The organism is bacterium (assembly GCA_020444065.1).
Taxonomy (GTDB): Bacteria; Sumerlaeota; Sumerlaeia; order SLMS01; family JAHLLQ01; genus JAHLLQ01.
The window spans coordinates 501,137-524,113 of sequence record JAHLLQ010000001.1 but is presented as its reverse complement, the minus strand read 5'-3'; the positions used below and the strand labels follow the sequence as shown (position 1 = coordinate 524,113).

General features: G+C 58.6%; 9 protein-coding genes and 1 tRNA gene. 6 read left to right on the top strand and 4 right to left on the bottom strand.

All coding sequences use genetic code 11. The features are described 5' to 3' along the window. Positions 1-15: 15 nt before the first annotated feature. A complete protein-coding gene (gene dnaK / locus KQI84_01945; protein ID MCB2153621.1) occupies positions 16-1,770 on the top strand; it encodes a molecular chaperone DnaK in 1,755 nt (584 codons plus the stop codon). Between the two features lie 65 nt (positions 1,771-1,835). Here dnaK and KQI84_01940 read toward each other — a convergent pair whose 3' ends face one another. Then, positions 1,836-5,216 (bottom strand): hypothetical protein, encoded by a 3,381-nt coding sequence (locus tag KQI84_01940; GenBank protein ID MCB2153620.1) that lies wholly within the window; start codon positions 5,214-5,216, stop codon positions 1,836-1,838. 132 nt (positions 5,217-5,348) lie between these two features. Between KQI84_01940 and KQI84_01935 the strand changes: the two genes are divergently transcribed. The 3 genes from KQI84_01935 (at position 5,349) to KQI84_01925 (ending at position 8,710) form a co-directional block, all read left to right on the top strand. Then, a complete protein-coding gene (locus tag KQI84_01935) occupies positions 5,349-5,771 on the top strand; it encodes a hypothetical protein (GenBank protein ID MCB2153619.1) in 423 nt (140 codons plus the stop codon). A 27-nt stretch (positions 5,772-5,798) separates the two neighbouring features. Beyond that, entirely contained in the window at positions 5,799-8,486 is a 2,688-nt protein-coding gene (locus tag KQI84_01930) for a DEAD/DEAH box helicase family protein (protein ID MCB2153618.1), read from the top strand. A 134-nt stretch (positions 8,487-8,620) separates the two neighbouring features. Next, positions 8,621-8,710: transfer RNA gene (locus KQI84_01925), tRNA-Ser, on the top strand. Positions 8,711-8,764: 54 nt separating this feature from the next. Here KQI84_01925 and KQI84_01920 read toward each other — a convergent pair. Together KQI84_01920 and KQI84_01915 are read right to left on the bottom strand one after the other, a co-directional pair. Continuing rightward, the gene (locus KQI84_01920; GenBank protein ID MCB2153617.1) at positions 8,765-12,001 is read right to left on the bottom strand and encodes a carboxypeptidase-like regulatory domain-containing protein; all 3,237 of its coding nucleotides are present in this window, start codon (positions 11,999-12,001) and stop codon (positions 8,765-8,767) included. A 178-nt stretch (positions 12,002-12,179) separates the two neighbouring features. Further along, complete coding sequence (locus KQI84_01915) at positions 12,180-13,136, bottom strand: sigma-70 family RNA polymerase sigma factor (protein MCB2153616.1); 957 nt, start codon at positions 13,134-13,136, stop codon at positions 12,180-12,182. Between the two features lie 268 nt (positions 13,137-13,404). Between KQI84_01915 and KQI84_01910 the strand changes: the two genes are divergently transcribed. Next, entirely contained in the window at positions 13,405-14,484 is a 1,080-nt protein-coding gene (locus KQI84_01910; GenBank protein ID MCB2153615.1) for a hypothetical protein, read from the top strand. Between the two features lie 176 nt (positions 14,485-14,660). Continuing rightward, positions 14,661-19,814, top strand: a complete 5,154-nt coding sequence (locus tag KQI84_01905; GenBank protein ID MCB2153614.1) for a VCBS repeat-containing protein — start codon at positions 14,661-14,663, stop codon at positions 19,812-19,814. Here the strand turns inward: KQI84_01905 and KQI84_01900 are convergent, their stop codons facing one another. Then, positions 19,815-22,970 (bottom strand): serine/threonine-protein kinase, encoded by a 3,156-nt coding sequence (locus tag KQI84_01900; protein ID MCB2153613.1) that lies wholly within the window; start codon positions 22,968-22,970, stop codon positions 19,815-19,817. Between the last annotated feature and the right edge of the window lie 7 nt (positions 22,971-22,977).

Sequence of the window (22,977 nt, the reverse complement as noted above, 5' to 3'; positions counted from 1 at the left end):
AGGCAGCAAAGAGCTATGTCGAGAATACTGGGGATCGATCTCGGAACGACCAACTCCGTGATGTCCGTCATGGAGAAGAACGGACCCTTCGTGGTCCCAAACAGTCTGGGCGAGCGCATCACCCCGTCGGTGGTGGGCTTCTCCAAGTCCGGCGACATTCTGGTCGGCAAGAAGGCGAAGCGCGGCGCGATCATGAACGTCGGCCGTACCGTGTTCTCCGTCAAACGCCACATGGGCACAAGCTATCGCGTGCGCGTTGAGGGCAAGGAGTATACGCCGCAGGAGATCTCCGGCATGATCCTGCAGAAGTTGAAGCAGGACGCGGAGGATTACTTCGGCGAAGAGATCACACAGGCTGTCGTTACCGTTCCGGCATACTTCACGGACACACAGCGCCAGGCCACAAAGGACTCAGGCGAGATCGCCGGTCTGAACGTTCGACGGATCATCGACGAGCCCACTGCTGCCGCGCTCGCCTACGGTCTCGATCGAGACGAGGACCAGACACTGATGGTCTATGACTTGGGCGGTGGTACGTTCGACGTTTCCATCATCGAGATTATCAGCGGCGTCTTCCAGGTGCAGGCCATTTCGGGCAACACAAAGCTCGGCGGCGACGACTTCGACAAGCGCATCGCCGATCACCTGGTCGATGAGTTCAAGAAGAAGAACGGCGTCGACCTGGCGGAAGATCCCATCGCCATGCAGCGCCTGCGCGAGGCTGCGGAAGAAGCCAAGATCGAGCTTTCCGAACTCAAGGAAACCCACGTTCTCGTCGAAGCCATCACGATGACCGAGAAGGGCCCGATGACCCTGGACACCGTGCTGACGCGCGACACGTTCGAGGGGCTTTGCAAGGACCTGTTCGAAGCGACCATCGAACCTATGAAAAAGGCCATGGCCGACGCGAAGATTGGGATCGACCAGATCGATAATGTGCTGCTCGTCGGTGGTTCGACTCGTATCCCGGCCGTGCAGAAGATCGTTCGCGACGTGACCCAGAAGAATGCCAGCCGCGACATTTCTCCGGAAGAAGTGGTGGCCATGGGCGCCGCGGTTCAGACGCTCGTGCTCGCGCCACTCGAGGGCGATCTCGAAGAGACCCTCGCGACCCGCTACGGCAAGGAGAAGCCCGTCATCATCCACATGACGCCGTTCTCCCTCGGTGTCGGTCTGCAGGGCGACCAGATGGGCGTCATCATCGAGCGCAACAGCACGTATCCGACTGAAGGCAAAGACATCTTCACAACGACGCGTGACTTCCAGGAAGCCATCTCCTTCCCCATCTACGAAGGTGAAGAAGAAGTGGCCTCGGACAACACATTCCTGGACTTGCTCCGCATCGAAGGCGTGACGCCTGCTCCTCGCGGCGTGCCTCGCATCGAGGTGACCTTCAAATTGAACGCCGACCGTATTCTCGAGGTGACGGCTGAAGACCTCGCGACCGGCGTCAGCAAGCGCGTCACCATCAGTGCAACCGATAACCGTCTCGACGACGACGATAAGAACCGCATGATCAAGGAAGCGAAGGAGCGTGTCTCGAATCTGCTCCGCTCCAAGATCAAGGAAAGCCGTGGCGAAGAAGCGCGCAACATGTTGGAGCGCGCAGAAGCGACTCTTGCCGTGGCGAGCGATCATCCGCTCTCGACCGACCTTCAGAAGCGCACCGAGGAACTTCGCGCGCTGGTCGACGCCGGCGACGAGCACGGCCTCGACGAGACGATCGACGACATGCTTCGCATCCTCGCGGAAATCGAAGCCAGCGCCTGATTCTCTCGCTGATCCGAGAAAGATCCCGCCCCCGGCTCATCATCGAGCCGGGGGCTTCTTCTATTTTAGTCGCCGCCCTGGATGTAATCGATGGCATCGGCCAGATCGATGACTCCGTCCCCATTTCCGTCACCGGTTCCTGGGGAGAGCGTGCTGATCCCGAGGAGATGATTCAGCACGAGACTGCTTGTTCGGAAATCGTCGTTCTCGATTGTTCCGATACCGAGCCCATCATCGATCTGTGCATTCATTGGCGTGTTGAGCGTCACGGTCAGTTCCTCGTCCGCTTCAACGTTCGTATCGCCATAGATTTCCACGTTAATGGTCTGAGGGGAACTGATATTGGCGGGGAAGACGACCGTGCCGAAGTTGGAGACATAGTCGCTGCCCTCGGTGGCGGTCTTGTCGGACGTAAACCAATCGACCTGCGCATCGACTGGCGCCGTATCGCTCATCGTGACGGTGAAGACCAGGCTTGATGTCCCGGAATCGCCCTCAACAATCGTTGCATCACTGATCGAGAACGCCGGCGGAGTGCCATCGTCATTGATGATCGAACACATTGCTGTTCCGGCACTGATCGTTGCGTTCACAGGCGTGTTGAGCGTCACTCGGAAGTTCTCATCGAACTCAGCCAGCGTATCCCCGTACACATCGACGGAGATCGTCTGTGGCGTCGTCGAGTTGGTGGGGAACGTGACGGTACCAGAACTCTGCACATAGTCATCGCCTGCAACGGCCGTAACGTCCGACGTGTAGTAATCGACCAAGACATCCGATGCAAACGCCGCAGAGAGCGTCACAGAGAAGTTCGCCTGCACGGTTCCGCTATCGCCTTCAGTAATCGACGTTCCGGCAATCGCGACGGTTGGGAGCGTTCCATCATCGTTCAAGATCGTCCCGGTAGCGGCACCACCTCCGATGGTCACATTCTGTGGCGCGTTCAGAGAAACCTCGATGATCTCATCGGGCTCAGGTGTCGTATCGCCGAAGACATCGACTTTGATGTACTCCGGTCCCGACGTGCCGACGGCGAATGTCAGCGTGCCAAACGCTTCGCTATCGTCGAAATCCTGACCGCCAGTGGCCGTGATTCCTTGCGCATACCAATCGACGAGAATCTCCTCCTGTGCCGCTTCGGAAAGAGTCACCGGGAATTCGAAGACGGTGATGCCGGAATCCCCTTCGGCCGTGGACGCGCTTGCGACAGAGACAACCGGCTGCATCCCGTCATCGTTGCGGATGGTCGCTTCGCCGAGCAGATCCGGCAGCGATGCATTCACCGGATTTTGTAGGACGACGTAGAATGACTCGTCGTTTTCGCCAACCGTGTCGCCATTAACGGCGACGCTGATCTGGCGAGTAGTCGTGTCGCCAGGTTGCCACTCCAATTTCCCCGACGCAGCGACGTAATCCTGGAAGAACTCCGATGCCGTGTTGTCGCTCGTTCGATACTCGACCGAGACATAGTCCGGTGTTGCGGCAGAGAGACCCACCGTGAAATTCACCAACGTCGTGCCGGAATCGCCTTCATCGACGGCGACATCATCGATCGTAATGTCTGGCCCATCGTCATCCAGAATTCCGCAGACACCGTACCCGTCTGCTATCTGGGCATTGGACGGATTGGAAAGCACAACGGCGAACGTACGGAAGGCGTCATCCGCCGTATTGCCGATGATTGGGATGTGGATTTCCTGGAGAGTCTGTCCGTTCGGGAACGTCAAGGTTCCCTGCTGCGCGACATAATCGACGCCCGCGACAGCCATGTTGCTCGAGTTGATCGGCTGCGTCTCGTAGTCGACTTCGATGAGTTTCGTCGCAATCGTGGAGAGCCTCACGGGAAAGACGGCGTCCGATTGTCCGGAGTCGCCCTCGTCAACGAGCACAACACCCTCGATCGAGAGCGCGGCTGGGTCGTTGTCGGTAATCGTGATCGTGCCTGGATCGCCATCGATCAGGCCGTTGGTGGGGGAGGAGAGCACGAGTTGAAATGCCTCATCAGTTTCGCTGAATTGATCGTCCAGAATCCGAAGGCTGACGTTGGTGCTCGTCGAGCCTGCCGGGATGGTCAGAAAACCCGAACGATCCTCGTAATCGAAGCCTGGTACGGCGGACACCGGGGCGAGGCTCCAACTGGCCGTCACCGGTTGATTCGTCGCGAACGAAAGTGTGACCGGAACGAGAATGTCCGTCGGCGATCCACTCGATTCGGCGGCCGTTGCATTGGATGCAATGATCGATGGCAGGACCTGCGTTCGAAATGCCGCGACGGTTGTTCGCGACAGGTTGATCGTCTGCGCCGCATCGGCGGACGTCGGATTACCCATTCCATCTTGGGATCCCGCCGGTTCGCCGGTCGCGACTCCGTTAAATGTCAGGTTGGGATTGGAGAACTGAAAAATCTGCGACCCCGGTGGGTAAGACATGATCGTTCGGCGGAGCAGCCCCGTGTTGTCGAAGAACGAATATCCATACGAGTAAGGAAACAGCGCCACAGGTCCCGCATTCGGCCGATCGTGCGCGCAACCCATGTTGTGGCCGAACTCGTGCGCGATCGTCACGATGTCGGTACAAGTCGGCGCCACGACCGAGAACCCGAATCCTGCATTCGCCGTCGACTGGGAAGTCAGCAGATAGCCTCGGCCGCAGAACCCATCCGGCGTATAATCCGCAATCAGCATCACCAGGTCTGCGCCCAACTGATCGCGAAGCGTGTGGACATCGTCCATGCGCCCATCGCCGAAGCCCTGGAGTGCATTTAGCTCATCCTGACTGTCACCGGATTCTGTGTAGGTAATCTCTCGCATTCCAACCACTCTGATGCGTGTCGTGATCTGGCTGGCGATGTAGGCCTGGTTAGTTCCATCGGCCGCGGCCCGCAAGCGGGTGCGAAGTCCGGACGCGCCGCCGACAGCCGCTCCTGCGTTGGGTGTATACACAAACAGCACATCGATCTCCGAGCCGTCGTCATCCATGCGCGGATCCACTCCGATCATGCCGGCAGGTCGACTGGGCAGGGGAGGAGCGCAGAAATCCTCGCGCGGTTCCATAGCCATGGCCACGTAATTGCCGGAGGGCCCACGGACAATCTGCCAGTCTTCGGCGTTTCGATGGATTTCTCCGTACAGTTCGCCTTCTTCCAGTGTGAATTGAACGTGGCTGTCGAGTTCCCCGTTGATTTGGCCTGTCCACGTTCCGCTCTCGGGACCGCGCAACACCGCCGGCTGGAGTTGCATCTGATAGTCGTGCTCCGAATCGAGTTGAACACGAACGGGCAAGCCGCTGGTCAGAGCGACCGGATGGACATTGAGAGAGAAGGGCTCGGCCTTGCCGGCCGGCCCTTGGGGGAGGATGAAATCCGCAGTGGTTCCTGCCGGTGCGGGTGAAATGCACCAGACGAGGACCACGAGTAGGCTCACGAGCACGCGTGCTTTGGGGTCCATTGTGCAGTACCTCCGTTTTGGCATGGAACGAGCAAGATCCGGCCCGAGCGGAAATCGTTGCCATTCCGTCCTGGCTTGTGTCTACAAGGCCTGTCGCCGAAGGAAGTCGTTTCGAATACACAAGGGGTCACAATGCACGCACTTCTGACTGTCAGTCACATCATTCATTTGATCGGTGCCGCCGTGCTGGTGGGCGGCGTGTTCTTCTTCCGAGTCATCCTTTTGAAGTACGCCGCGCGCGAAGGCGGCCTGGACGATCAATTGAAGGACCGCATCGCCGGGCGTTGGATTCACTTGGCGTGGATGATCATCGCCATCATGATCGCTACCGGCATCTTCCAATTCACGCAAGTCTACAAAGACTTCACCAGCGTCTCTCACATGCTTTTCGGCATCAAGATGTTGGCGCTTGTGGGAATTCTTGCGGTCCTGGGCCTACTGTCTGTTGCAAAGGCCGGCAAGTGGGCGCAGCGTAAGTCCGCCCTGCTGACGATCAACGTTCTGCTTGGGCTCTTGATGCTCTTGCTGTCTGCGTGGTTGATCAAAACGCACTGATTGCGATTCCTGTCCCGCTGAAGCCCTATGCCGCCCCCGATCGAAGGACCTGCCAGCCACTACATCACTCGCGAAGCGCGGGAATTGATCGCCGGCGAAATCGCCGAAGCGGGCGGTGTTGAGGTCTTCTTCATCGGTCGGCGGGGGAGCGATGGCCTTGTCCAGGAAGTCGAATCGCACGCGTACGGTTCGGCGGATGCGGTGCCTGCGCTGATCGATCGCGTCCGTCCGGGCGAAGTCATTCTGCACAATCATCCCAGCGGAAACCTCCTGCCGTCCGATGCCGATCTCAGCATCTCGAGCCAGATGGGATCGCTCGGCGCCGGCAGCTATGTGATCGACAATGCAGCCGAACGCGTGCGCGTGATTGTTCGCCCGCATGATCCGAAGAAGAAAACTCCGCTCGATATCGCAGAGATCGAACGAAGCCTCGGGCCGAACTCGGCTATGGCGAAGGAACTGGAGCACTACGAAGACCGCCCCATGCAGCGCGACATGGCCGGAGCAGTCGCCGAGGCGCTCAACAACGACGGAATTGCCGTCATCGAGGCCGGCACGGGTACGGGGAAATCGCTGGCATACCTGGTGCCGACTGTTCAGTACGCTCTCCTGAATCAGGAGCGAGTCGTCATTTCCACCAATACGATTAACCTGCAGGAGCAGATTCTGCACAAGGATCTGCCGGCCGTTCGCCATGCTCTCGACCGAGAGTTCCGCGCTGAACTGGTCAAAGGCCGGGGCAACTACGTGTGCAAGCGCAAGGCGGAGTTTGCCGCCGAGGAAATCAACAGCGGCCAGGCGCAACTCTTCGTCGATGAGCGCGTCGATGAATTGCGCGAGCTGCTGAACTGGGCCTCCGCCAGCGAGACTGGCGACGTCGGCGAACTGGCCGTCTCGCCGAGTTTCGATGTGTGGGAACGCGTTGTTTCCGAAGTCGACAATTGCCTTCGCGTGCGCTGCAAGTTCTACGAGCAGTGCTTCTTCTACAACTCGCGTCGACGTGCGGCCCGGGCAAACATCCTCGTCGTCAATCACTCGCTGCTGATGAGCGACCTGGCCGTCCGTCGCGAGACCGGTAATTGGTCCACGGCTGCCGTGCTGCCGCCCTACACGCGCGTTGTTCTCGACGAAGCGCATCACGTGGAGGAAGTTGCCACGCGCCATCTCGGGCGCCAGATCACACGTGCCGGTTTGGCGCGGATCACCGGGCGCATCTATCGGCGCGATTCACGCCGCTCTTACGGATCTCTCGCTGCTGCAGCCGATCAGATGGAGAAGCTGCGTTCGAGCGGCAAAGTCGGCGTGGAGTGTCCAGCGCTGCAGGCCATCCAAGTCGCTGCTGTCAACGCCACCGAGGACATGCGCCAGAGCGTCGACTTCCTTCTCGAAGACATCGGGCAGCGATTCCTGGATATCACAGGACTTCCGCGGCCACGCCGCCGCAGCCTGGAACATCGCAAGCGCCTCGTGCCGGATATTCTTCAAAACCCCCGTTGGGCGGATGAAATCGAGCCGCTGATCATAGACGCATCAAACGAGATCGCCGCAGCGGTCGAGGCGAATAAGGCGGCTCTGAAGGAAATCGAAGAACTGCCCGAAGACGTGCAGGAGAGCCTGCTCAATCACGTCATGGAGTGGCGCGCTCACGTCGGGCGCCTCGACGAGCAACGTCGGATGCTGCGCAAGTTCCTCGAAGACGATCCGATCATCTGTCGATGGATAGAGCTCGCGGCCGACGCGCGCGATCGATTGATTGTGCGCCTTTGCCATGCGCCGATTTCCGTGGCGAAGGCGCTGAAGGAAACCCTCCATCACAACATGAAGACGGAAGTGCTGACGAGCGCCACACTGACTGTCGACAACGAATTCAACTACCTGATGGATCGCATTGGGCTATCCGGCGAACTGACGGCCGCCTTCGAACCGTCCGTTGAGGATGACGAGCCCGACTGGGAAAACGACCCGGTGATGGAAGAGTCCGAGATCGATCCGGAAGAGCCATCGATCGAGGAATTACCCGCCGCGCGACCGCTCGATACGCGCCAATTGCAGACGCCTTTCGTCTATCGCGACCAGGTCTTCTTTGGCGTTCCCAACGATCTCGGCGATCCGCGCCGACCAGGCTACGAGGACCGACTTGACGACCTGATTGTGCAGGCCGTTTCCGTCAGCGGCGGGCGCGGCTTCGTGCTCTTCACCAGCCACGGCCACATGCGACGAGCCCACGCCAAGTGCGCTCCCACCATCCAGCGCCTCGGCATCGATTGCCTGATCCAGGGCCAGGAATCGCGCGACCGGCTCCTCCGTCGATTCCGCGAGGACCATTCGAGCGTGCTATTCGCGACCAGCAGCTTCTGGGAAGGCGTCGACGTGCGCGGCCGGGCGCTCGAGCTGCTCATCATTGCGCGCCTTCCATTCAGCGTGCCCGACGAACCCGTTCACGAGGCGCAATTCGAGCACCTCCGCAACCTCGGCCTCGACCCCTTCCAGAATCTCGTCGTACCGCGGGCCATCATTCGATTGAAGCAGGGCTTCGGTCGCTTGATTCGCTCGCGCACCGATCGAGGCGCGGTGCTGGTCGCTGATGATCGCGTCACGCGGATGTACTACGGACGACGGTTCATCCGCTCGCTGCCCGAGATGGAAATCCAGACGGCTCCGTCTGGTGAACTTGTCCGCCGGATGAGCGACTTCTACCGCGGCATCGGCGACTGAGCGCTCCGCTCCAGCCCCCAGCCGGTCGTCGTGCGGCCCAAAAACTCCCGAAATTCCGGGTTGACCGCCCCCCGGGCTTGGTTGCACTCTTCCGGCCCTGAACCGAGGCGCTTCAGCGCCTTTCCTCAACCCGCGGTGGAGTGTCCGAGTGGTTGAAGGAGCCCGCCTCGAAAGCGGGTGTGCCGGCAACGGTACCGGGGGTTCGAATCCCTCCTCCACCGCCATTATCTCTCAATCAAATCATCACACAAAGCCCCCGGACTGGCCGGGGGCACTCGCTAATTCTCCGGCTGAATCTCTGTTTTACTGACAGTCTTGAAGATCCGCTCGCCTGGTTGGGGAACCAGGAAGATTTCCCAGTGATGCCCATCTTCTGCCCACATCTCAATATGATGCTCGGATTGATCCGGATCGATCAACACGACGCCCAGGCGATTCATGTACGCCCCCGCTGGACGAGGGAGCATGGAGGCTCGATTTAGGATCTCCCAATCGGGGAGCCGCTGGACGGGAACTGACCTGCCGCCTCCTGTCTCTGTCACTTCGACACGTTGGACAGGGTAGTCCCGAGAGTGCTCGGCAACGAGCATGACCTGCGCGGTTACGCGGAGGCGCATGGATACCTCGCACGTGCGTCCTGCTTCAACGATCGCCTTTGCTGGTACTGCGCTTACCCAGCCACTCCCACCGGCCGACACGAGATACTCGCCGGGTTCAAGACCTGCCAGGGTCAATCCCTCGATTGCTCCGACGCTCGTCGCCACCGGTGGTATGGTATCATCGGCACTTTCCTGCGCAACTGCGAAACCCGCCCTGTTTGTCTCATCATCTGCGACCCGGATGCGGATCTCTCCGCGTCCCCCCAGCGGGATATCCCCAAGGGCAAGATCCTGGGGCGGATCGGGCATCATGATCCCTTCCAGAACGCGCCATGAATTTCCTGTTTGCCCGTCGTACGAGATCAACTCATATGGCCCGGGAGTGACGCTGGTTACCTCGAATGACCCATCCTCTTCCGGTTCGACACCCAACCTCGCCATTTCCGATACCGGGGCATCGGTCCGCACAAAAAGGAATGACGTCGAAATGCCGCCTCGACCGATCAGGCGCCCCCGAATCGATCCCACGGGCGGAAAGATGAAATCGCGGTCGATATCCGTAGTTCCGAGTTCAAACTGCAGCCGAGGTGCGGTGTTGAGAAGAAGGCCAAACTCCGCCGGTTCGGCGCCAAGAGCAATAAGCTGATAAGATTCTGGATCGACATGCTCAAAGAGGAATCGCCCTTCGCCATCTGTTCTCGTCAGATGGTATCGAACAAGACCCTCGACGGGCGGTAGGAGCGCAATATTGGCATTGCTCATTGGAACATTGCCGGCCAGGGCACGTCCAGACACACGATGAGAGTCTGGCCCTGCGACTTCCATAAAATATTGTTCGCCGGCTTCCAGTTCGACTCTTCGCGATCCATTCCAACGACCAGCCTTCGCCTCCCTGAGATGTGCAGCCCTGCTCGGATCCGCAGCCCCCGCCGGAGCCGGAAGGCGTATTGGTTGCGCGTTTACCAGGTACTCGCCGGCCGCCAATCCCGTAAAGCGGAACTCAGCACCCTGCAGATTTCCCATCCTCTCGACTATCCCGTCATCATTGTATTTCCAAAGCCCGACTTCAGTCTTCGAGGCGATCTCAGGATCCAGGATTCGGCCGGTGATCGTAGCTTCACGATCAAGTGCCACCCGTACGGCTTGTGCCTCCTCATCGGAGAAGTCCTCCAGCCCCTGCACACGCTTGTCAGCAAATCCACTGGCTCGAATGCTGAGATCGATTGGGGCATTCGGCGGCATTTCGGACAACGTGAACCCGCCATCGTTACTCGTGGCCGTTACTTCACGGTGCAGTATTATGCCAAGGTGTGGATCGAGTGTACCATTCTCCCAGAGTTGCGAATCACTAATCCGAGAGCGCAGAACCTCCAATGCCGAACCGCGCACTTCGGCTCCCCCGATGGGATTCCCCTCTTCATCGAGTACTTTCCCCGAATAACGTCGATTATCGCAGGATACCGCGTAATCCACAGTGTCGTCGGCCTGATCCTCTGTTGCCAATACAGTCGTGAATATCGCCGGCGGGCAACCTTCCTGTGTGATTGTCAAATCGTACAATTCGCCCGCATCGAGTCCACCGAGCAAGAACTTCCCGCTCGGCGAATCGAATTCGACGCCGCGCCGAATACGCGATGCTTCAATCCCGCCGGCACCAGCATTGGACGGAGAAATCTTCACGTTGAAGCGCTCGATGGGGGTGCCATCCTCGGCACTGACAGCACTTCCCTGAATTGCTCCGGTTCGATTAAGACGCACCCGATTCTCATTGCTGTTCAGGTTGAGCGCGACACCGAACTTCATGCTCAGCTCGTTGGTGGAATCGATGAAACTGAACGTGGTATCAGATGGAATTTGGTGAACCTCGAAGCGGCCGGAGGCGTCCGTCTCCACCTTCAAGGGTAGCAGTTGGGTTCGGGCGTATGCTCGTTCAAGGACAGGGATCACCCACACACCTTGCGCGGGATTATCATCCGGATCTTCGACGTGTCCACCTACCCAATGCTCCTGCTCCAGAATGATTTCCAAAGGCTCCGCCTGAACCGCATCTTCCGGCGTTCTCAGATCCACGATTGCTACTGCATATCCATCGGCCATCGCCATGATTTCGCTCCCGAATTCCCCAAGTTGAGCGTTCTCGAATCGGAATTCCCCTGAGTAATCCGTCTGTGTTTTGATTTCATGCATCGAACCGGAGTTGAGAATAACATCTGCGCCTACTATCGGCTTCCGATCCGGCGAATGGACCCTGCCTGTGACTAGCGCTTCGGGCTGGAGAACAACGTCGAACTGTCTCTTTGGCTCTTTCTCAGTCAGTCGGAGATTCTCCTGGGTCAACCTCAAGTCGCGGAAGCCATGCGCTGTAATCATCACCGGGAGTGTCGTGTCCAGTGCCAGATTGCCGATGCGGTAATTGCCGTCCTGATCTGTCGAGGTTTGCGTGGCTTTGATGAACACGTAGGATCCGTTGTGATATTGCGCGACTGTTGCCGCCTGGACGGGGTTGCCCATGGAGTCCGTGACTTTTCCATAGAGTGTGCCTCCCTGCTCCATTTCAGCCACGAGTGTCATTGGTTCTCCATCGATCAATCGACCCGTCATACGCTTCAGTGCATAGCCGTTGGCCAATACTTGAACCTGCCATTCGCGCGAGGGTAGCCCCTCGAAGTGCGCCTGACCTTCCTCGTTTGTCCGACGTTCATCCCCGACATCGGTAAGGACATCTGCATCGGCGATTGGCTGAAGGGTCTCGGCATCCAGGACTGCAACTGTCAGCAGCGTACCTTCCTGCAAGATTAGCTTTACCGGACCATGTCGTTCGCCCACATGGAGCTCGAAATAGTCCCGCTCGAGACTGCCGGTACGAAGACCCGCGTGCTCCGCAAACAGACAACATACAGATGAGATGTCAGTCATGAAGGAGAATTTCCCCTGAGAATCCGTTGTCTCATGGAGTTGCTCACCGAACATCTGCCAGTAGCGTACGTCAGCACCCTCGGCAGGCGTCATGCCGTCCGGCATCAGAACTTGTCCGAAGACTACCGCTCGATCTGCCGGGACCACTGGGGGAGCGGGCCGTGACTCAGGCGGCGACTCAGTAGCTTCTTGAGGGGGGGGAGGCATTGCCCTCTGAGGGAGTCGGGGTGGGTGCTGTGGCCGAACTGGTCGCCTGCAGGTCCTTCGAAGGCGCCGGGCTGACTGCAGTGGGCGTGCTTGACGGAGTCGGAGCGGCCCCACTCGCCGCAAGTTGGCTCTTGACTGTGAATCCGGCCGCAACGACGAGGATTAGCGTGGCCCCAAAGATGATGGCGGCGACGGTACCCTTGGATATCGCCACCGTAGTACTTGCGCCGCCGATCGTGCTGCCTTCGGTGCAAGCCACGTGTGCGACCTGGTGTGTCTCCGCTGCACTCGCGCTCGGAGGCGAGAGAAGTTGCGCCCCTCCTGCCACAACAGCCAGTGCCACACTGCTTCTGGTGAATCCGGCTCGTCGCGCCATAGGCTCCAGCTTCCTCAGCCCGCGAGCAATCTGATTGGAGACGGTGCTCAGGGGGCGCCCCAGCGCATCGCCGATCTGCGCATGCGTCATGCCGTGGAAATAGTGCAGCAGGATAGGGAGGCGATAGCGTTCCGGCAACATCTCCACCAGCCCTTCGAGTTTCGCGCGCTCTTCGTTTTGCTGTGCCCCCAGGCGTGGCGAGACTCCAGTCGCTTGTCTCTCGGGAAGTTCCCCCACGACCAACTCCTTTCGCGTCCGTCCGGCGAGGCGCTTTCGCAAGGCGTTCGCTTCGCAATAGGCGTAGCGGCGTAGGACGACAAGCGTCTCCTCACGGGCACTGAGCGTCACGGCACCCTTTCGCGAGGAATCCAACAACCGAGAGAAGGTGGATTGGAACGCCTCTTCGGCCTCGCATTCACGGCCGTGCAGAACTCGGTAGCAGATCGTCCAGACGGTTGATCGGGACACCTCGAACAGTTCCGCAAAATCTGTTGCCTCTCGAGCAGACGGCACTGGTTGCTCGGTGGCATTGTCATTGGACTCGCGCGCCATCGATTCCTCCTCTGCGAACGCTATGGTCTACCCATGGAAGGACACTGCGGAAGAGAATTCTCTCAGATGATGTCGATTTTCTTTTGCGGGCTCCCCTCACGAGACGGTGCAGGGTACCAGCTTTGCCCACCATAGACAGAGCTTTCCCTCGTTTCGCCTTCTGCGCCAAGCGCTCTCAACACATGCGTTTACAAGAAACCCCTCGACGAGTGCTTTGCTGACGGAATAGACATTGATCATCCAAAATGCTGATCTCAAAGGAAGAGCCATGAAGAAGGCGCTCATTTGGCCGACCATCCTCTTTTTGCACGCGTTCGTTTGCGGGAATCTCTGGGCGCAGCCTCCGTTGCCATTGCCACAGAATCCCGTGAAGGATGCTATCTCCAATCAGGCAGAGGAGATAGTCCTCCAGATGTCTGCAGAGCAGCGCAACGATCTGCTGTGTTCGGTCGCGTCCTATCCCGACGATGTTCTGGACGCCGTTTTCTGTGCGTGTCGTTACGCTCCGTTGCTCGTCAAATTGGAGAGGCATCCTACGGACGAATCATTCAACCGAGCCGCATCCTATCTTTACACAACCTATCCGGATCTGTTCAAGACGCTGCAGCAGAATCCTTTGGCGGCCCAGGTGACAGGGCTTTTTGCGGAGAAACATCCGGTCGAGACTTACCAGATCATTGATCAGTGTCGCCGCAACAACAACCTACTGCCATCGGGTCTCAACTCGAGTGGCGCCGCCGCAGTTCCAATCGCACAGGGCGGCCTTTCCGCCCAACAGCCAATCCAAGTCGAATCCCAATCACTCGATAGTGCCAGCGAATCCATTGATGAGCTCAGTGAGTCCGTCGATGAATACAACGAGACGATGGATGACTTTAATAGCAACTTCGAGGATTACAACGAGAACCTCAGTGATCTGAATACCAACATCGACGAAGTCCAGGAATCCGCGGACGAAGCCGAGGAGGCTGTTAAGAGTGGCGAAGTGGAATCAAAGGCGGAGGAATACGCGTCGAGTATCTCTTCTTCGAATGGACTGGAAGCGTTTTCCTCTTCGGTTTCAGAAGATGGAGGAGCGGCCTCCTTTGGTGTGGACGTGGATTCATTTGGAATCGGCGGATTCGGCTACGGCCGCGACGTTTCACTGTCCGGCTCCGGGATGGCCTGGAATTCGAATCAGTTGTCCGCCAAACAACTCCAGTCGCAGATGACGATGGGCAATCAACGCATGAACGTTGGTTTCGGTGCCCAGCAGCAGAGTTTCGGAAGGATGGGCGGTCTGAATCGCGGCGGTGCCGGTGGGCGCGGAGGAGGAAGCCCCGGAGGGCGCCGCATTGGCCCGCCTTAATTCGCGGATGGGCGTTTTTTGAGCACAAATGCCTGCTCGGGTTGACTCATCGACCTCGCCCTGAGATTATTCGGACAATGGGGATCATAATAGGCTGATTTTGGGCGGCGGAGTCTTTCCACCTTTTCCCCAGCGTAATTCCAGCCTCGCCCGGGCAGCCGAGGGGAGTGCCTTTCATGCGGCGTCATCTCTGGTTCTTGCTCCTGGGATTTTGGGTGTTGGCAGGAGGTGGACCGGCGGCGGAGATCCCAGCGGATTTCCATCCCAATCTCGGCCCTGCAGATCGCGAGAATCTGTATGAGAATCGCCAGCCCGTCGTGCTGCGACGCGCCGAACTGCCCGCGCGAGTCATCAATCACGAGCACCTGCCGGTTGTGCGCAGCCAGGGCGATGAGAACATCTGCGCCTGGTTCGCGTTGGCGTACTACATCCGCACGTATCAGGAAGCTCGCGAGCAGGGTTGGGTTCATCCGGACGCGAGCACTCATCCGGAGCGCGTGATCGATGTCTACTCCCTCTCTCGATTCAACAACTACCTGAGCGTGATGTATGTCTTCGGCGCGAAGACGTTCGATACGTATTGGAGTTCCACCGATTCCATTCCTCCGCCCGAAGTCTTCGCCGAAATGCAACGTCATCGACTGGAGCACTACTGGTCGCCTGCAGCGTCCACAGCCGAGGAGCAGTTGACGAATGTGAAGCAGCAACTGGCCGGCGGCGACATTGTCTATTCCGAAATCTATGCATCACCGAATTTTGACTACTACCCGAACTACGGCGAGGGAATCGACGACAATGTCTTCCTTGCTTACGCAGGTCCGGGGAATCGTGGCCTGCATGCCATAACAATGATCGGTTACGACGACGACATGGCGTACACGGATGGTGGCGTGCCGAAGAGCGGCGCTCTGCTGGCCGTCAATTCCTGGGGCCCGGGCTGGGGTGTGGAACTGCCGGAAATGGGAACGGCCGGGTTCATCTGGATCAGCTACGATTTCTTCAAGTCGCAGATGGCAGACACGATCATTCTGCAAGAAGATCGTCCATCCGTGGACTGTCGTGATTATGCGATCGTCGACTACGTGCATGAAAATGCCGACGAGTTGATCCTGAGTGTCAATGTTGGGGATTCGGATATCGGACCGGACGAGCATCGGTCACTGTCGCTGGACCAGGCGTTGGGCATGCGCCGTGTGGATGGTCCGATCCCTGTGCCCATCGATCGGTTCACGGAGATCGGTGCGCTCAACTTCAATCTGTCCTTCGCAGACATGGACCTCCCGATTATCTACGGCGCGGGGCAACGCGTGGGGGTGATTCGTTCCTTCGAGGTCCAGTTGGACGACGGCGCATCCGTTTGGAAATGCGAGGATACCATGGTGCCGACCATTGATTTCAATCCGCTGGCCAGCCCCCCCGAGTTCCCCGATGCTTTGCAGATCATGGAGGCGGGTCTGTTCGAGGAACGCTATGTGGACAAGCGTGATGGCCATCCGATGTTTCTTGGGTACGGCGACTATACGCTAAAGGCCGGCGACCTCGATCGAGATGGAGACGTAGATCTTGTGGAGTGCTATCCCACCGGAGGCGATACGCAGTACGAGATCGAATTACGCCGTAACAATGGCGACGGAACGTTCGATCTCTACGACACGAATCTACCAATCGGAGATATCGCGCTGGTGGATGCGGCGGACTTCAATCGGGATGGCTTTCTGGACGTGGTTCTAAAAGTAGGGACGGAGTTTGCCATTTATCATCGGGATACGGTGTTCGGCCAGTTTGTGGATTCCGGCGCTCGCTTCTCGGGAGTAGAGATTTCCCTTTCCGCTCGAGCCGTGGACTGGAATCACGATGGCGCGATGGACATCGCGATCACCGGGCGACCGGATTACTACCTTCCGCATCCGACAGAGACGACATGGCGGTTCTACTGGAATGACGGCTCCGGGAGCTTCACGGAATCTTCCTGGCGTCTTCCCGGCACTTTCCAGCAGTGGCCCCATATGGAATTTGCCGACATCAATCGCGATGGATGGGAAGATCTCGTCGTGGCGATGCATACCGAGGCGGACGATTATGGGATTTGGATCTTTGGTTTTGCCGGAGAGGAAGTGCCGCTTCGGGAGATTGCGTCAATCAGCGGGATGCACTACAAGGACATTGAGGGGTTGGCCGTCGCAGACGTGACCGGCGACGGATGGGTCGACATCATCACGACGAACAGCGATGGCGAGCACACGCTTCATACGAACTCATCCGGTACATCTTTCACCTCTTCAGTATGGGGATTCACGGGGTTGGATAAGTTCGCCTTCGGCGATGTCGATCTGGACGGACTCCCGGATGTGGCGATGGCGGGGGAGTGGAATGGCGAGCCGCACAATGGCCTTTATCGGAATGTAGACAACACGCGGCAGTCCTATCTCTGCGGGCCGGACATCGTGGTTGCGGTGGCCGGTGAATCGGCAGATTTGACGAACGCGGACGTGGCGTTGGCAGATTTCGACGATGACGGCGACTTGGACTTCGTTGTCGCCGGCGTGTTCAACCCGGATTCGATTGACTGGTGGGAACACTATTCCGGGTTGCACTACTACGAAAACCTGACGGCTCAGCCGGAGCGTCTGAATCTGCCCAATCAAGCACCCGCCGCGCCGGAAGTTGCCCTACAATCTCTCGATACGGGCAGTGGTGCCTTGGCGATTGAGTTTCTTCCCCCGGCCGATGATTACACCCCGGCGGATCAACTGGGTTATCAGTATGCCCTCGGCACCATGCCCGGGTGGGGAGACTTGTCGACGGATGCGTTTGCCTTCGGTCAACCTCTCATGGCGCGGCCGACTGCCAGTTCCGGGACGGCGGCCATTGCTCTTCATGTGCCGACAGATCGGGCGAGTTTCGTCCGGCTCCGCGCAATCGACGAAGGCCTGGCCGCTTCTGAATGGAGCGAACCGCTTCTGGTAATGCCGCCGGGCGTTGCGCATCCATTCGATATCAACCGTGACAATCTCGTCGACGCGGCCGATGCGGTCGAATTGCGACAACTCTTCTACACAACGATTCCAGACGACATCGGCCGTGGCGATTTAAACGGTGATGGGAAAGTCGGTGATCCAGATCGCGTTCTGCTCGCTCGGGACTTGACTGGTCACGGTATTGCAGATCCTACGCTGATCGATGTTCTGAGTGTGACGCCGGAGGATGGCGGGATTCTTGTGACGGACGACTTCGTGGTCAACGTTCCTGCTGGAGCCGTGAGCGAGTATCTGGAAATCGAATTCTACCGTGGCCAGGAACCCATGCCGATGCCAGGCGCCATCGCCGATTCGATCGTGCGCATGGAAGGCGTACCCGTCACTCATACGCAGCCATTCCAGGTGGCTTTCCCCATTGGGGCGTACAATCCGGACTCCACAGTCCTGATGTATGGGCGAGAGGGATATGTGACCTCGGTCTGGGATGATGTCATGTCATGGAAGATTCTGCGGCCCGTGTCCACTCAGGATGGAATGCTGACTTTCGATCTGCCGTCTTTGGAGGATCCTGCGCGCGAGGTCGGCAGAGGTGGCTACCAGATCAGCAAAGTGACTCGCTACATAGGCTTGGGGGAGTACGTTTTTCAAATGGAAAGCGACCACTTTCTTGTGCAGTTTGACCAATCAGTCGAAACAGGCGACATCGTCGAAATGTTGGATGCCGTCGAGTGGGCCTGGGATCAACTAAGGAACATCTACAAGTTCGACATCGGCGGTATCGATGGCAAAATCAACATCCAAGTATTGGAAGGCATCAACTACGCGGGATATTACGATCGGGATGATGACTATATCGGAGTGAACTCCCATGGACTCACTCAGGCGCTCCCGCCGGGCAACTTCCTCACCTCCACGCGGACTGCAGTGCACGAGACAATGCATCGATTTACGGCCCAGTATTACAAGCCGGCATCTGCGCTGACCTGGAATTGGAAGAAAGACACCGAATGGCCCGACGAGGCGTGCGCGATCTGGTTGGAATGCACGTATAACCTCGACTCAGGCGAAGCGGCCCGAACGTTGCTCGATAACAACTTCATGGCGCCCTTCGAACGCTCCTTCGAGGGCGGCGTGAAGGCAGACCCGGACCAGTATGGCTATGGCCTGGCCACGCTTGTGCGCTACATGGTGCAAGGACAGGGCAAGACGACGTTCCCAAAGACCCTTTGGGACAACATCAAGCTGAAGAAAGAGACGCTGGTTGCCATCGAGACCGCTGCCGGCGCGCCGGCCACCGATTGGTGGCACGACTATACGTCCGCTCTTCTATCCAACGAGCTCTATAGAATACCCAACAGTGTCCTGTCCCCGCGATTGAAAGTCCGAGAATTCGATACCACATCGATCCTGCCCACAGATATCAACGAAGGTCCCTATACGCAGCTCATTATGCCTGATGTCGAGTTCCTGACTTCGCCATTGTTCAGCACTTTGCTCGACAATCAGAAGCTCGAACCGGACATGAAGATCAGCCATTGCCTGACCACAATTCCCGGCACAAACGTCGAGTTCTCCGCCTTCGCGCATTATGGTACTTCGACCCCATCGGAATTCATCATGGCTCCGTTGGGTGCCACAAAACCAATGAACGCCGGCCTCAAGCTCGACGTTCCCATGGAGCAGGCCTACCTCAACGAACCGGGCTGGCGAATCGTCAGCCTTGTCTCCATGCTCTCCGAATCTCCCGGCTCCGAAAACCCGTTGCGCATGCAAATCGCCGTAACGCGCGATCGCGTCTGGAATGGACCGGAGAACATCAATGTCCAGAACGGTGGCACGATCGTCATTGGCACCGATGAGGGGTTTGCCGCCGCCTTCGATGTCACGTATTCGCTCGAAGGCCCCGGCCTCGCGCGCGTGAAGACGACTGACTACGACAACTATGGCACGTTGTTCCAGGCCTGGCTGCTGGGAGAGACACCAGCCGACTTCACGTTGAACGTCTCGGCCACACAGACTGTAAGCAGCAAGCGTGAGGACTATGTCGGCGGCTACACCATCCACACTGCAGGTCCGATCAAGACCTATCGATTCGAGGCCTTCAGCGATGACGTCGACGGAGGACAGACGGAACTGACTTACGAGGATCCCGCCGGTTCCTTCCAGTTCACGATTGGACAAGATTCCCTCAACTGGGGCGGTAATCTCCAGGCCGTCTACGACATCACGGAGAATCGCTACGACGCCGATGACAATCTGATCGAAAGTACGCCGCATCCAAACCAGACGACCAGCCTGTCCTCCGTCTGGCTGCCACCTTACCCGTGGATGGTGCAAACAGAGGAGCGATGATCAGAGGTTCTCATCACTGGCAGGCGGCGGCACTCCAATTCCACATTCCTCGGCGAGGCGCAGGATGGCTTCGCCGAGATCGTCGTTTTCCTGCACAAGGCGATTGACCAGTTCGCAGGCCTTTTCCCGTTCGCCTGTGCCCATCCAGACCTCGGCCTGGAAGCGATCGGCGACGACTTCCGTCAGGCCTCCCCGATTCTCATCGATAAACTGCTGCAGGACTTGCCAGCGTTCCGGAGCGTTTTCCGGATCCGATTCGTCCGCCCAGTAGTAGAGATTCAGCGCTGTGCTCCTGCAGGTCTGACTCGTGAATGGATGCGCGGCGCCGTAGGCCTTTGTCAAATTCGCCAGCGCTTGGCGGTACAACGGATCGGCTTCGCTGTAGCGCCCCTGCTGGTAGTAGAACAGCGCAAGGTTGCTTTTGGTCACGCCGACATTCGGGTGGTCGGGGGAGTAGTTCTCCTCCAGAATCGAGAGGATTTGCTTGAACGTTTCTTCCGTAAGGTCCTTGTTTCCGCTCTGATCGTACAGCGCCGCCAACGTCATCAGTGTCTCTACGTGGTACACCGAGTTCTCTCCGTGCTCCTTGTTCTGCAACTCCAGCGCACGATTGAGGCACGCTCGTGCCTCTTCGTAGTCGCCCTGGCGGAAGTGGATCGTCCCGAGGGCCTGCAGCGTTGGAGCGAGGTAGTAGTAGTCGGGGCCGAACACGCTCTCCTGAATTGTCATGCATCGATTGTAGTATCCAGTCGCTTTCTCCAGATCGCCAGTAACGTAAGCGATATCGCCCAGCGATGAAATCGTCTGAACGATTCCGGGATGATTCGGCCCGAGCTTCTGAGAGAGAATCACCTCCGCGTGCTCGAGCAATTCCCTGCCTTCATCCAGACGGCCGCGATCCTTTGCAATGATCCCAAGGTCCATCGTGCGATAGCCTGTTTCCTCGCTCTCCGGACCATAGAGTTTTTGCGTTATCTCCAAGGACTGGCGGAACATCTCCTCCGCCTCCTCGCGCCGCCCCTGGAAGCGATAGAGTCCTCCCAGGTTACCGAGCGCCAGAGCTTCCCGACGCGGCGCAACATCGGACGCTTCGCGTGCGACTTCCAGTGACTCCAGGAACAGCTTTTCCGCATTCGGCCAATCTGCCAGTTCGCGCTCGAGTCGCGCGAGACGGATCAGGCCTGAGTAGAATTCTTCGCTGTCGCGGGGGGCATTCTCTCGCAGGAGCCGCATGGACTCTCGCAGGATCGGTTCCGCGCTCGCCGTATCGCCCATCATGTCGTAATTGCGCCCGACCTCGCCAATCGAATCTGCCCACTCCATCGTCTCCTTGCCCAGCAGCTTCTCGCGAATATCCGCCGATTGCTGCGTGAGTCGAATCGCTTCGTCGTACTTGGCCAGCCGGCTGATTGCGTGCGATACGCGCAACAAACCTGCTGCGTGCTCCAGTCGAATCTCCCTCGAATCGCGGGACGTATCGATCTCGTCGAAGTGCTCCATCACGCGATCTGCGACCTTTCCGATCAGTTCCGCATCGCGCGGAACATCCGAGCGCAACGAGTCGCCGAGATCTTCCAGCATGAAGTTCACGAGGCCTTGCGACGCCCGCGCTCGCTCAACGGCTACGGCCTGAGCAGCCTCCGCCTGCTCGCGCAGTCGCTGCTCTGCGTTCCGCTGCTTTCGGAACGTGTAGCCGCCGGCGATAGAACCGCTGAGCAAAACGATCAACAGAATGAACGACGTGGCAACCGCCCGCCGCAGCTTCTTCCGCTGCCGGATTGCTTGAGCTTCCGCGGTTTGTACTTTGGCAAGCAACTCATCGCGCTGCGTTCCAGCGTCCAGCAACTCCGCCTGGATCCGCGCCAGCGCCAGATCGCCGCGCTCGAGCGCAGCGCGGCCGTGTCCCGCATGTGTACGCGTTTTCAGCGACGGCAACTGCGGATTCTCCGGCCACAAGGCGCCGGCCTGCTGCAATCGTGACGTGCAATCACCGAAAACCGAGTAGTCATCCGATGCAGTCTTCAGCATCCGCTCGACTTCATCGGTGATCGCAGTGGATTCGCGGCGCCGCGTCGCGCCGCTCAGGTAATCTTCTAGACCCGCAATGAAGTCCGTGACCGAGTCCAGTCTCTTCGATACGTCCGGCGCGAGGCCCCCCAAACACAGGTCGCGCAACTCCGGCGGAATCCATCGGCCGGGAGCACGTTCCTCTGGCGGATCGATCGTTCCCATCGACGCATGCCAGAACGAACGCCGGCTGTCACCAACCGCATGTGGGTAGGTCCCAGTCAGCAAGTAGTACAACGTCCCTGCCAATAAGTACACGTCCGTGTGGAAACCGATTCCGTCCGTGGTTTGCATTGTCTGCTCCGGCGCCATCAGAACGGCCGTTCCACACGGATTCGTCGCTGTGTGCAATGTGGGCATTCGCGTCGCGGCGCCGGCCCGAGGCACCTCGGATGACGAAACCTGCGTGACTTCCACCGCCAGTCCCCAATCGGTCAGTAGCACTTCGCCGAACTCGCCGACCATCACCTGGCTTGGCTTGATGTCTCGATGCACGATACCGCGCGAATGCGCAAAGGCCACGCCCTGCGCAACGTCGATCAGGATCGGAATGTGACGCGCCAGGAATTCCTGTGGCGACAGCTCAGCAAAATCCTCAAGCAGCAGTTGATTCCAGGGCGTTCCGTAGATGCGTTTCATTGCAAGGAGCGGATTCCCATCGTCATCCACACCGAAGTCGTGCACCGGCAGGATGTTCGGGTGCTCCAGACGGGCAGAGACGATCGCTTCGCGCTGGAAGTCGATCTGGCGACGTCGCAGCGCCCTTGGCTCTAAACGGTCCTTCTTCAGAAGGTCCCGACGGATCATCTTCACGGCGACGACTCGTCCGAGTGAAACCTGAATGGCCTCCCAGACCTCTCCCATTCCGCCCCCGGCAATTTGGGACAGCAACTCGTACCCCACAGGGGCCTGTCCGGGATCGGGCTCTCCCTCGTGTGTGTCTTCCTCGCAGGCGCGCATCATCCACCGCAGGATCGTCCGTGGCGGCAGATCCTGTGTCGGATCGGAAGTCGCGTACGCCCCGGCGGGACGCGTCGTGTGAGATGCCAGCGGGTCCGAAGGGAACCCATCGGGAAACTCGTTCGCCATGTCTTGG